Origin of the sequence: Sporolactobacillus inulinus (genome assembly GCF_006539285.1) — a bacterium.
GTDB classification, from domain to species: Bacteria; Bacillota; Bacilli; order Bacillales; family Sporolactobacillaceae; genus Sporolactobacillus; species Sporolactobacillus inulinus.
On the sequence record NZ_BJMS01000007.1, the window covers coordinates 1 to 12,590 of the forward strand.

10 protein-coding genes are annotated in these 12,590 nt (G+C 44.4%); all 10 read left to right on the forward strand.

Annotated elements, in window-relative coordinates; genetic code table 11:
• Nucleotides 1–180: 180 nt before the first annotated feature.
• The 10 genes from dpaA to SIN01_RS01475 all read left to right on the forward strand — a co-directional run bounded on the left by dpaA (nucleotide 181) and on the right by SIN01_RS01475 (nucleotide 12,537).
• Complete coding sequence (dpaA, locus tag SIN01_RS01430) at nucleotides 181–1,077, forward strand: dipicolinic acid synthetase subunit A (RefSeq protein ID WP_010023657.1); 897 nt, start codon at nucleotides 181–183, stop codon at nucleotides 1,075–1,077.
• Complete coding sequence (locus SIN01_RS01435) at nucleotides 1,074–1,673, forward strand: dipicolinate synthase subunit B (RefSeq protein WP_010023658.1); 600 nt, start codon at nucleotides 1,074–1,076, stop codon at nucleotides 1,671–1,673. The genes dpaA and SIN01_RS01435 overlap by 4 nt, the downstream gene beginning before the upstream one ends.
• A gap of 144 nt (nucleotides 1,674–1,817) precedes the next feature.
• The gene (gene asd / locus SIN01_RS01440; RefSeq protein WP_010023659.1) at nucleotides 1,818–2,876 is read left to right on the forward strand and encodes an aspartate-semialdehyde dehydrogenase; all 1,059 of its coding nucleotides are present in this window, start codon (nucleotides 1,818–1,820) and stop codon (nucleotides 2,874–2,876) included.
• Nucleotides 2,877–2,933: 57 nt separating this feature from the next.
• A complete protein-coding gene (gene dapG / locus SIN01_RS01445; protein ID WP_010023661.1) occupies nucleotides 2,934–4,181 on the forward strand; it encodes an aspartate kinase in 1,248 nt (415 codons plus the stop codon).
• A 5-nt stretch (nucleotides 4,182–4,186) separates the two neighbouring features.
• Complete coding sequence (dapA, locus tag SIN01_RS01450) at nucleotides 4,187–5,089, forward strand: 4-hydroxy-tetrahydrodipicolinate synthase (protein ID WP_010023663.1); 903 nt, start codon at nucleotides 4,187–4,189, stop codon at nucleotides 5,087–5,089.
• Nucleotides 5,090–5,162: 73 nt separating this feature from the next.
• Nucleotides 5,163–5,804 carry a pyroglutamyl-peptidase I gene (locus tag SIN01_RS01455; RefSeq protein WP_010023665.1) on the forward strand — a complete coding sequence of 214 codons (642 nt, stop codon included), beginning with the start codon at nucleotides 5,163–5,165 and terminating at the stop codon, nucleotides 5,802–5,804.
• A gap of 174 nt (nucleotides 5,805–5,978) precedes the next feature.
• Nucleotides 5,979–7,607: a ribonuclease J gene (locus SIN01_RS01460; RefSeq protein ID WP_047035307.1), complete on the forward strand. Its 1,629-nt coding sequence runs from the start codon at nucleotides 5,979–5,981 to the stop codon at nucleotides 7,605–7,607.
• A gap of 240 nt (nucleotides 7,608–7,847) precedes the next feature.
• Nucleotides 7,848–10,169: a DNA translocase FtsK gene (locus tag SIN01_RS01465; protein WP_047035304.1), complete on the forward strand. Its 2,322-nt coding sequence runs from the start codon at nucleotides 7,848–7,850 to the stop codon at nucleotides 10,167–10,169.
• A 19-nt stretch (nucleotides 10,170–10,188) separates the two neighbouring features.
• A complete protein-coding gene (ymfI, locus tag SIN01_RS01470; RefSeq protein WP_029548174.1) occupies nucleotides 10,189–10,917 on the forward strand; it encodes an elongation factor P 5-aminopentanone reductase in 729 nt (242 codons plus the stop codon).
• 726 nt (nucleotides 10,918–11,643) lie between these two features.
• Nucleotides 11,644–12,537 (forward strand): helix-turn-helix domain-containing protein, encoded by an 894-nt coding sequence (locus SIN01_RS01475; protein WP_237760171.1) that lies wholly within the window; start codon nucleotides 11,644–11,646, stop codon nucleotides 12,535–12,537.
• Nucleotides 12,538–12,590 lie beyond the last annotated feature (53 nt).

A 12,590-nucleotide genomic window follows, 5' to 3' on the forward strand; every position in this document is an offset into this window, starting at 1 on the left:
GCGAGTAACCGAAGCGGCGATTCAGCACCGGAAAGACACTCGTATTTTGCCCGGTTTTTCTTACCTACACGAAATGAAATCACACTACTGGGTAATCGTCATACCATAAAGTGTTGAAGGAAAATACGGCTATGCGCAAATTGAATTTTTATAGGAAATAGCCAAGCGGAGGGAACGTTGATGCTGACAAACAGACATATTGTGATCATGGGAGGGGACGCCCGACAGATTGAAGTCATTAACAAATTAATCGCGCTTGATGCTCATCTGTCGCTTGTCGGTTTTGATCAGCTGGATCGAAATTTTAACGGTGCTTCGAAAGTCACAATGGATGAAATTAACCCTGGAACTGTTGATAGCATTATCCTGCCTGTGAGCGGAACCAGTCAAGAGGGAATTGTTGAGACGACCTTCTCGAATGAAAAGGTTAAATTGACAAAGGAATGGGTGACAAAGACTCCGGAACATTGCGTTATTTATTCAGGAATCACAACCCGTTATTTGAATCAACTTGTCGCGGAAACCGGTCGCGGGTTAGTTAAGCTATTTGCACGAGATGATGTGGCCATCTACAATTCGATTCCTACGGTAGAAGGAACGTTGATGATGGTGATTCAAAATACTGATATTACAATTCATGATGCAAATGTTATCGTCCTTGGCCTTGGACGTACCGGCATGAGCGTTGCACGCGCATTTCATGCGCTTGGTGCACATGTAAAAGTCGGTTCAAGAAATCCGGCGCAAATTGCGCGCGCGATTGAAATGGGGGTCAAAGGTTTCTATCTAAAAGACTTAGAAAAAGAAGTAGAAGATAATGAAATATGTATCAATACAATTCCTGCTTTAGTGCTGACAAGTCAAGTATTGTCGCGAATGCCCGCCAGCAGCTTTATCATGGATATTGCATCGCTCCCGGGAGGAACAGATTTCCGTTTCGCGAAAAAGAGAGGAATCAAAGCAATTATAACGCCGGGGCTTCCGGGAATGGTTGCTCCCAAGACAGCAGGGCGAATTATTGCAAACGTGCTGGCTGAACTGTTGCACGATAATTTTTCAAAGGAGGATAAATCATGAGTCTTAAAGGCAAGCACATTGGCTTTGGTATTACGGCTTCTCATTGTACCTATAGTCAGGTTGTCCCTCAAATTGAAAAACTGGTTGAAGCAGGTTGTAATGTCTCGGTATTTGTCACCTATACGGTTAAAACAACCAGTACGCGATTCGGCAAGGCAAGCGATTGGATCAGCAAGCTTGAGGAAATAAGCGGAAAAAAAGTAGTTGATTCGATTGTTGACGCGGAACCGTATGGACCAAAAACACCGGTGGATTGCATGGTTATCGCACCACTGACCGGGAACTCGATGAGTAAATTCGCCAACGCGCAAACAGATAGCCCGGTTCTGATGGCCGCAAAAGCAACTTTGCGTAATGGAAGCCCTGTCGTGCTCGGCATATCGACTAATGATGGATTAGGGCTAAATTTACAAAACATTGCTAAATTAATTGTCGCAAAAAATATTTATTTTATTCCTTTCGGTCAGGATGATCCGATAAAAAAGCCGAATTCTCTTGTATCTCATATGGATTTGCTTGTTGAAACCGTTGAACACGCCATTCTTGGAAAACAAAATCAGCCAATCCTGCTTGAGAAATCAGCAAAAAACAAATAATACCTGCTTCTCTCTATATGTAATTGTGATAAAATAAAACTGTATTTTTCGGTAAAAAAGGACATTTTTTCGAATAGTCCTTTTCTTTAAGCCTTAAATGATAATATAATAATAGGAAAATCTATTGAGTGATATAGAGGAGAGATGGTTTTGCTTAAGTCAGAAGGTTTAAATGTGGCGGTTGTCGGCGTAACCGGTGCCGTTGGGACCCGAATGGTTCAGATGTTGGAAGGTTCGCCGCTGCCCGTAAAATCGCTTTTACCGCTTGCATCAGCACGTTCAGCAGGAAAATCCATTACTTTTGGTGGAAAATCATGGACGATTGAGGAAGCAAAGCCTGAATCATTTGAGCATATAGATATCGCGTTATTCAGCGCAGGCGGATCTGTTTCAAAACAACTTGCTCCGCAAGCAGCGAAACGCGGCGCAATTGTTGTCGATAATACGAGTGCTTTTCGTATGGATCCGAATGTTCCGCTCGTTGTTCCCGAAGTGAATGAAAAAGCGTTGACCCAGCATCATGGCATTATCGCCAATCCAAACTGTTCAACAATTCAAATGGTTGCTGCACTTGAGCCTATTCGCCAAGCCTATGGCTTAAATCGGATTATTGTCTCAACCTACCAAGCAGTGTCCGGAGCGGGAGCGAAAGCAATCGCTGAGTTGGAAGAGCAATCTCGCCAGGTCTTGGACGGAAAAGAACCGGAAGCAGCGATTATGCCGGTTAAAGGTGACAAAAAACATTTTCAAATGGCATTTAATGCAATACCGCAAATTGATTTGTTCCAGCCAAACGATTATACGTTTGAAGAAATGAAAATGATCAATGAAACAAAAAAAATTATGGATGATCAGGAGATCAAAGTTTCCGCGACTTGCGTGCGTGTTCCTGTAAGTATCAGTCACGGCGAGTCCGTATATATTGAAATCGACCAAACCGATGTTTCTGCATCAGATTTGAAAAAGTTACTGGCAGATGCACCGGGTGTCGTCTTGCAAGACGATCCAGCACATCAGATTTATCCAATGCCGGCTTCTGCATCAGGTAAAAAAGAGGTTTTCGTCGGTCGAATTCGCCGGGATCCTGATGTAAACAACGGATTCCACTTATGGATTGTGTCGGACAATTTGCTGAAGGGTGCTGCTTGGAATTCGGTACAGATAGCGGAAAGACTTCTAAAACTTGGTTTAGTGAAGTTTTAATTAGTGTCGCCACAGAGATTGTCTCGAGATCTCCCTTATGCGAAAGGGTGAACAAATGTGAAAATCATTGTTCAAAAGTTTGGCGGTACATCCGTACAAACGGAACAAATGAGGCAGCGTGCCGTTCAGCATGTACGGCGCGCTGTAAGCAAGGGATATAAAGTGGTTGTCGTTGTGTCGGCGATGGGGCGCTCAGGCGATCCGTATGCTACGGATACTCTGCTTGGACTGGTGAGCGATGCGATGTGTTCGCCGCGCGAAAAAGATATTTTAATGTCTTGCGGCGAAACCATATCAATGGTCGTTTTCTCAAATCTTTTGAAACAAGCAGGGCTGCATTCAGAGGCGATGACAGGCGCTCAAGCCGGTTTTCGAACCAACCGCAGTTTCAATGAAGCAAAAATTGTCGAGATGAAGGTAAATCCGCTGTTAAAGCGATTAGAAACAAATGATGCGATTGTCGTTGCGGGTTTCCAAGGGAGTACAGCTGATGGTGAAATCACGACGCTCGGACGTGGCGGAAGCGACACATCGGCTGCTGCACTTGGCGCCGCACTGGACGCAGAATGGATTGATATATTCACGGATGTTGACGGCGTGATGACAGCGGATCCTCGCATTGTCAGTGACGCACGGCAACTGTCTCAGCTTACTTACAATGAAGTATGCAATCTCGCCTATCAAGGAGCAAAAGTGATTCACCCTCGAGCGGTGGAGATTGCAATGATCGCCAAGGTGCCGATCCATATCCGTTCAACTCTGTCGGACGGCCTTGGGACATTAGTGACAGCTGTGAATCGTACCGGACGGGGCCAGGATTTGGCTGAACGGCCAGTAACGGGGATTACCTATGTACGCAACGTGAGCCAAATCCGTGTGCGTGCAGGCAAGAATGAGTATGATTTGCAAGCCAAAGTGTTCAAAACAATGGCGGAAAACGGGATCAGTGTCGATCTTATTAATATTAGTCCAAGTGGTGTTGTCTACACAGTGAGTGCAGAGACTACGGAACGCGCGGTGCGTGTGCTTCGTGCAAAAGGCTATGTTCCTGAAGTACAGACCGGATGCGCGAAAGTTTCAGCGGTCGGTGCAGGAATGGCCGGTGAACCTGGAGTGGCCTCACGAATCGTCAACGCATTAACGGAGCGAGGCATCCAGATTTTGCAATCGGCCGACTCGCACAATACGATTTGGGTTTTGGTAAAGCAAACGAAGATGAATGAAGCGGTTAATGCGCTTCACAAAGCATTCCATCTAGAAAATGAAAAAGACGGATCAGCTTTGCAACATCCGAAACAGGAGTGAGAAAAATGGATTTTGGGCGATTATTGACAGCCATGGTCACCCCTTTTGATGAAAACGGAAAAGTGGATTTACATCAAACAACCGTGCTTTTAGAGCACTTAATAAAAACCGGTTCAGATGGGGTTGTAGTGGCCGGTACAACGGGAGAATCACCAACGTTGTCCCATGATGAAAAATTAGCTTTATTTGAGCATGTCGTTCGTGTTGTAGACGGGAGAATTAAGGTCATCGTCGGTACCGGCGGAAATAATACAGAGTTGTCTGCAGCATTTTCGAAAGAGGCGGCGAACTTAGGTGTCGATGCAGTTATGGCTGTTGCACCATTCTATAATAAACCGAATCAAGCAGGAATCTATGCACATTATAAAGCGATTGCCGATCAGGTGGCCGTTCCTGTCGTTATCTACAATATCCCAAGCCGTTCGAAGGTAAACATTGACGCAGAAACAATTATTAAATTATCGAAAATCGATAATATTGTGGCGGTCAAAGAAGCAAGCGGGAATTTAGATCAAATGGCTGAAATTATTAACGGTACGGATGATCAATTCCATCTTTACAGCGGGGATGATGGATTGACGTTGCCCGTTCTGTCAATTGGCGGGCATGGCGTGATTTCGGTCGCGTCGCATGTGATTGCTCCAGAAATGAAACAAATGATGGAGGATTATAGTCAGGGACGGGTGAGAGAGGCGGCTGCAAAACATCGAATGATGCTCCCGTTAATGCGCGAATTGTTCGCTTCACCGAGTCCTTCTCCAGTGAAAGCGCTTCTTAATCAGCTTAATCTTCGCGTTGGCGGTGTTCGACTGCCAATGGTTGCACTGACCGATCAAGAGCTTGAGTCATTACTGAATGTCTATCATGCATTTAAGAAAAATTCTAGTTCAGGTATTACAAATAAATGAAAATGAAAAAAAGGTGAGAAGGCGGACAAATCCGCTTAAATCGCCTTTTTATATTTTACTGGAGGAATCGGTAATGAGAGTATTGTTGAGCGGCTTCGCGCCATTTGGAGGAAGCAAGTGGAACGCTTCCTGGGAAGCGGTAAGACGTTTGGATGGGGTGCAGACAGCAGCATCAATTGAGCTTTTTGCCACTAAACTGCCCGTTACTTACAATGAAGCAGCAGAACGTCTTCTGGCATCAGCACGTGTCATTTGTCCGGATATTATTATTGCAGTCGGACAAGCAGGCGGCCGCAAAGCAATTACACCGGAACGTTTTGCAGTGAACAGAATTCATTCGGAAAGGCCGGATAACGACGGGGTCATTATAAAAGAACAGAGAATTAGTGAAAACGGCCCTCAGAATTATGAATCCGCCTTACCGTTGAATGAGATTGTCAGCGCGATACAACGCATGAATATTCCGGCCGAACTTTCGGAGAACGCCGGCACTTTTGTCTGCAATCATGTTTTTTACAACTTGATGCATGGATTGCAAAAATTCGAGAAACGGATCATCGGCGGCTTTATTCATGTTCCCTATTTATCGGAACAAATTAAAAATGATGAATCACCGAGCCTCCATATTGAGCAGCTGACTGAAGCGATGCGGATTGCAGCGATTGAGTCTGCACACTATTTGCTTAATCAAACAAAATTATGCGAAACAAAGTAATTCGATGATGCGATCCGTGCTGGGAATCATCGCGAAATAATTGTACTTTAGTATAGGTATTGGGTATAATAAAAGCAATGATTAGTTCGGGTCAATAGCGATGACTGCTCAACTTAATAGGAGGAATGCCCATTGAAGCATGCTAAGAAGAAAGACAGCGTGAAAATTTATGCAATGGGCGGCGTTGGTGAAATTGGAAATAATATGACGGTCATTGAAGTAGAAAATGACATTTATATTATTGATGCAGGATTGATGCATCCACATGAAGATATGCTTGGCGTAGATACTGTAATTCCGGATGTTTCGTATTTAGTTGAACGGAGTGATCAGATTAAGGGGATTTATCTGACACACGGACACCAAGCGAACATTGGTGGACTCCCGTATTTGTTGCGAAAATTGAGAGTCCCGGTTTACGGAACACGTTTTACACTTGCATTGGTTTGGGAAAGTCTTCGAAGAGTCGGTGTTAGTTTCCCGAAGGATTTATTCCGTATCGTTAATCCGGACAAGCGAATTAAAACAGGACACTGTGTCATTGACTGTTTCAGAACCTACCACAGTGTACCGGATTCAATCGGTTATGCAATCCAAACGGCACAAGGCTACATTGTGCATACAGGGGATTATAAATTTGACTTTACACCGGTTGGAGGCGTTCGAACCGATGTCAGCAAAATCTCCGAATTCGGAGATAAAGGCGTTCTGTGCTTGCTTTCCGACAGTAAACGTGCTGAATTGCCAGGCAAAACCCCATCCGATTCGATCATCGGTGATAAGCTGAATCATATTTTTTATTCTGCGGAAGGACGCGTTATTGTCACGATTCACGCGACCAATATATACCGTATTCAGCAGTTCTTTGATGCCTGTGACCGCCACAATCGCAAGGTAGCGATTGATGGAAAATATCTAGAACGGGTCATTTCAATCGCTACACGAGAGGGATTTTTGAAAATACCGCAGCATATTTTATTGAATTGGGAGAAATCGTTAAAATGCCCGGTTCAAGAACTTGCGATTTTATCAAGCGGTTCTGACGGCGATCCTTTGACACCTATGTCAAATCTTGCCGATCATATTCATAAAAAATTGAGACTTAAAGAAAATGATCTGATTATCTATGCTGCATCACAAACCCCAAGTAATGAGAAAGCTGTAACGAATGCCATTGACCGTTTAATGAGTCAAGGTGCGCGTGTCGTATTTGGCAAAGACGTCCATGTTTCGGGGCATGGGTCAGAAGAGGATATTAAATTGATGCTTCAATTGACACGACCGAAATATGTGATCCCCATTGATGGCGAATTTAAAATGATGAAAGCCCATCAGGAGATTGCTGAATCAATGGGCGTGCAACCAAGCCACGTATTTTTGCTGGATAAAGGCGATGTTGTCGAGTTCAGCAATGGTGCAGCACGATCATCGGATTCGGTTCCAGCAGGACACTTGCTGGTTGACGGACTTGGAGTCGGTGATGTAGGAAATATTGTTTTAAGAGACCGCCGTCTCCTTTCTCAAGACGGAACAGTGATTGTTGTCGTTACCTTGGGACGCAGAACGAAAAGAATCCTTGCAGGACCAGAAATTATTACGCGCGGATTTGTCTATGTGCGCGAGTCAGAAGATCTTTTAGATCAAGCTAATCATATCGTTTCCAATGTGTTGTCTAAATCGCTTACAAAACATGTATCTGAATGGTCATCGCTAAAAAGCGGAATTAGAGATTCGCTTAGTCGCTACTTTTTTGATAAAACCAAACGCCGTCCAATGATATTGCCAATTATCATGGAATTTTAAAACCAGGTTTGCAGCATTGAATGAACCCCCTAAAGTTGGACGATAAAAATTCAACTTTAGGGGGTTTTATGACGAATCAATCGTCACTTGATTTTAAGACGTAGGACTCTGGATTGTGCCAAGGAAGCTCCTGGATCGCCTATGATCGTCTTTTGCCAAAAACAGACATATAGAGTAAATTAAAAATAGGACGTACGACGCAGAGATTCATACGAGAATGAAATGAGGAGCAGGGGAATCATGGCTAAGAAGAAACGAAGCAAGAAAAAAACGCGCACAAGTATTGGCTGGAAGACCACGCTGATTTATGAAATCGGCGGACTATGTATGTTTGCGTTAACCTGCATAGGGATTAGCAGCCTAGGTGCAGCTGGTGAAGTAATTAAAGAAGCCGCACGTCTCTTCACTGGAAATTTGTGGGTGCTCTTCCTGCTTTTTTTCCTTGTACTCTCCGTTTATTATGTGCTGTTTCGCAAACAACCCGAGTTTTTTACACGAAGACTGTGCGGCATTTATTTATTGATGTTTACCATGCTTTTAATCAGTCATGTTCGTTTATTTGAGGCGTTGTCTGCGGTTAACACTTGGCAAAACCGTTCAGTCATTATCAATACTTTTCTGCTTTTTAAAGGCGAATTATCCGGGTCAATTCCTAGCCAAGGACTTGGAGGCGGCTTAATTGGTGCGATCGGCTTTGCCTTTTTTTATTATCTTTTTTCTACAACAGGGACCTACTTTATGACGTTCTTTTTGTTTCTTGTCTCCGCAATTCTGATTACGGGACATTCAATTGGATCATTTGTCCGAAAAATAGTTGGTGGACTTTTCCACTCAATAAGGACGAGTGCTGCGCATTGGACAAGTTCATTTAAAACATTTTCAGATAACCGGGCAAAAAAGAAAAAAATGAAGGCGAATGAAAGGCAGAACGATACAAAGAATGAGAAACCGCCCGTTGATGCGAGGCTGCACGAATCTGAGAGAGCTCCAGAACCGGAGATCCACGATTTCAATGAAACGGCAATGAATCAAACAGAGCAAATGTCGGCTGAAGAATTACTTTCACCGTCTGAGAAGAGCGATGAAGACATCCAGGCACCTGATTTTTCGCAAATGCCTGTAGAAAATGAAGACTATCAGCTGCCGCCCCTGTCGCTCCTACGCATGCCGGGAACTAATGCGCAGAAAAACGAACGCAGTCATATTGCTGAAAATGTGCGCACTTTGGAACGGACGTTTGAAAGTTTCGGTGTTCGTGCGACGGTTAAAGAGGTGCATTTAGGTCCGGCGGTCACGCGTTATGAGGTATATCCTGAGGCGGGTGTTAAGGTAAGCCGCATCCTCAACTTGAGCGATGACCTCGCATTAGCGCTTGCCGCCAAGGATATTCGTATTGAAGCGCCGATCCCCGGAAAATCAGCAGTCGGCATCGAGGTTCCAAATCAGGAAGTGGCTATGGTTTGTCTTCGCGAGGTACTGGAGTCATCCAATGCAAAGCGTGCTGCATCCAAGTTGACCATTGGACTTGGACGCGATATATCTGGAGAACCGATTCTTGCCGATTTAAATCGTATGCCGCACTTACTTGTTGCCGGAGCGACCGGCAGCGGAAAAAGTGTTTGCATCAATGGGATAATTATTACCTTGCTCATGCGAACAAAACCGAGTGAAGTGAAGCTGTTTATGATTGATCCGAAAATGGTTGAATTGAATGTATACAATGGGATTCCGCACTTATTAACTCCGGTAGTTACGGACCCTGCAAAAGCTGCACTGGGTTTGAAAAATGTTCTTGGTGAAATGGAACGGCGCTACGAGTTGTTTTCTGAAAGCGGAACGCGCAATTTGGAGAGCTACAATGAAGCGGTGCGCAAATTCAACAAGGAACATGAAGAAAAGCAACCGCTCATGCCCTATATTGTTGTCATTATTGACGAACTTGCCGATCTGATGATGGTTGCATCGAAAGACGTGGAAGAAACGGTGACCAGACTGGCACAAATGGCGCGGGCGGCAGGCATTCATTTAATTATTGCAACGCAGCGGCCATCGGTTGACATCATTACAGGCGTAATTAAAGCAAACATTCCTTCCCGAATTGCCTTTAGCGTTTCATCAATGATGGACTCTCGAACAATCCTGGATTCAGGAGGTGCCGAGAAATTGCTGGGAAAAGGCGATATGCTATTTCTGCCAATCGGCGCTTCAAAGCCCGTGCGTATACAAGGTGCCTTTTTGTCAGATCAGGAAGTTGAAGCTGTGGTTCAGCATGTCGTCGGGCAACAAAAAGCAAACTATCAACAAGATATGATTCCGGCAGACCAGCCGGAACAAGGGCATAACGAAGTGGATGATGATCTTTATGACGATGCGGTTCAGCTTGTTGTCAACATGCAGACGGCAAGCGTCTCAATGCTCCAGCGGCGCTTCCGAATCGGCTATACACGAGCTGCACGATTAATTGACGCAATGGAAGAACGGCATGTTGTCGGTCCCTATGAGGGAAGTAAGCCGCGCACGGTGCTCGTGCCAAAACAAAGCGACGAAGTGAGCGGAAGATGAAGGAAACGGAGTGATGACCATGAACATGCTGTTAATCACGGGTGCCAGTGGTGCCATTGGCAGCGCGGCAGCCCGCGCGCTAGCCGCATCAGGTTCCTCATTGTATTTGCATTATTATTCCTCAAAAGAGGAAGCTGAGGAACTTCAGCGCGAGCTGAGAAAAAGTTTTCCAAATCAGGTTTTTTTTCTCGTTTGCGCGGACCTTTCTGATGAAAAAGGTCCGGAATGCTTGATGGCACAACTTGACCAACCAATTGACGGTGTTGTCTATGCAAGCGGGAATAGTGAGATCAACTTGTTTCAAGATGTTGCGGATGAAGTGATTCAACAAACCATTCAGCTGCAGCTAACCAGCCCATTTCGCTTACTCCAGCAACTGATTAAGCCGATGATTCATAAGAAAAAGGGACAGATCCTTATGGTTTCATCCATCTGGGGTCTGGAAGGTGCCGCAACAGAAGTGCTTTATTCTATGGTCAAAGGCGGTCAGAATGCCTTTGTAAAGGCCTTGGCCAAAGAAGCGGCTCCAAGCGGGATCTCGGTAAATGCTGTTGCTCCGGGCGCGGTGGATACACCAATGATGAATGTGTTCTCTGAAGAAGACATCAAACGGGTTGAGGATGAGATTCCGATGGGGCGAATGGCCAAACCGCAAGAGGTTGCGTCGCTTATCAATTTTTTAATGAGTCCTTCTGCTGAATACATTAATGGCCAAATCATATCGATAAATGGTGCATGGTACTGCTAGTCATTGGCATGGGCTAAAAATAGGGGGCAGCGGCAGTTTTAGGCTTACTGTCAGTTGAAATCCACGGACGTGTATGGAAATTTATTCTTCTGCTTTTTAATGGATCTTATCGTTAATTGTGCGAAGTTATGATAATATTAATAGTGAACAACGTATCAATATCAGAGGTGTCCAAAACGGGATTCAAAAGATTTTGCGTTGGACGGCTCACATCAAACTGGGTAGGACCGATTTAGGAGCCACCTTAGTAGTGTCCATAAAATCTGGGACTTCAAGCTTGCTGCTTCCATGGAAGTTCGGTTCGAACGCGACTAAAAAAATTGTCTCAAGGGATCCGATTTTAAGCCGGGTTGTTAGGATTTTTTTCCTTTCCAACGGCAAAATAGGGTATCTTGATTACGAAATACATATAAATAGGCAATGCACGCCAGAAAAGGGAGCTTTCCTTTATCTTCAGGTAGTGCTGCACATAGGGAAAAAGAGGGTTCAGTGCAAGTTCGAAAATCTAAATGATGGTTTCGCACGTGAGAAAATGAATGCAGCTCCGTTTATCAGCTGTTTGGATAAGAAAAAATCTTGAGGATCATTGGATTCTAACGGTTTACATTGATGATGAGCAATCATGCTTAAACCGACCGGACATAGCCGATTGATCGATTTGATGGATAATGAGCGGACATGGTAGCCGAATTCGAGCTTATCGCTTTATTTAATTTCTATTGGCAGGTGTTAGTTTTGAGTGAACTTGGTCAAGAACTGAAGACAGCCCGAGAACAGAAAGGTTTATCCTTAGATGATCTCCAAAAAACGACAAAAATTCAAAAACGCTACCTTGAAGCGATTGAGAAAGGCGATTACAACCAGCTTCCAGGAGAGTTCTATACGCGAGCATTTATCAAGAGCTATGCTGAGTCTGTTGACTTAGACTTTAAAAGCCTGACGGAACAGTATCCGAGCGATATGCCTAAGATTGAGCGTCAGCATATCGAAACACGTGTAACGCCTCCGGATGGTAGCGAGAATGAACAGGCACCAAAAAAACTTCGCCGCAATGCAGTACGGGTGAATAATTGGTCATCACTGATCAATAAAGCGATTATTGTAGTTTTTATTTTAATCGGTGTGATGATTGTCTACATTCTAGTGACACAGTTAGCCGGACATCAATCGAATCCGCCATCCGACCAGAACAATGCAAACTCGGTACAGTATAAAACGGACAGTGGCTCTCAAAGCAGTTCGAAGTCACATCCATCGGATTCCTCATCAACGGAATCTTCGGACGCGTCTTCAGAACAAACCTTGAAACAGGAGAAACAGGAAGGCAACGTAACCACCTATACACTATCTGGAACGGAGAAATTTGATGTAGTCGTTACGGCTGTTACAGATAATCAAGCTTGGTTTCAGGCAAAAGACAATCAAACGGGACAAAGTATTGCAGAGGGAACTGCATCGAAAACAGGGCAAAAATCCTATCACTTTGATGCGTCCAAAGTACAGTCGCTATCCCTGAAATTTGGCAATGCACCAGGTACTGAGTTGAAGATTAATGGAAAGAAAGTTGCGATCCCGTCTCACAGCACGGTGCAAACCGTGATCATTAATTTCAACAAATGATTGTATTCATCATGAGCCGGCCGATAAAGGCGGCTCACTTTTTTTGAGTGTAA

Coding starts and splice junctions, on each gene's coding strand:
- SIN01_RS01460 (WP_047035307.1), top strand. CDS start 5,979: ATGGGCGGCGTTGGTGAAATTGGAAATAATATGACGGTCATTGAAGTA.
- ymfI (WP_029548174.1), top strand. CDS start 10,189: ATGAACATGCTGTTAATCACGGGTGCCAGTGGTGCCATTGGCAGCGCG.
- dpaA (WP_010023657.1), top strand. CDS start 181: ATGCTGACAAACAGACATATTGTGATCATGGGAGGGGACGCCCGACAG.
- SIN01_RS01465 (WP_047035304.1), top strand. CDS start 7,848: ATGGCTAAGAAGAAACGAAGCAAGAAAAAAACGCGCACAAGTATTGGC.
- dapA (WP_010023663.1), top strand. CDS start 4,187: ATGGATTTTGGGCGATTATTGACAGCCATGGTCACCCCTTTTGATGAA.
- asd (WP_010023659.1), top strand. CDS start 1,818: ATGGTTTTGCTTAAGTCAGAAGGTTTAAATGTGGCGGTTGTCGGCGTA.
- SIN01_RS01455 (WP_010023665.1), top strand. CDS start 5,163: ATGAGAGTATTGTTGAGCGGCTTCGCGCCATTTGGAGGAAGCAAGTGG.
- SIN01_RS01435 (WP_010023658.1), top strand. CDS start 1,074: ATGAGTCTTAAAGGCAAGCACATTGGCTTTGGTATTACGGCTTCTCAT.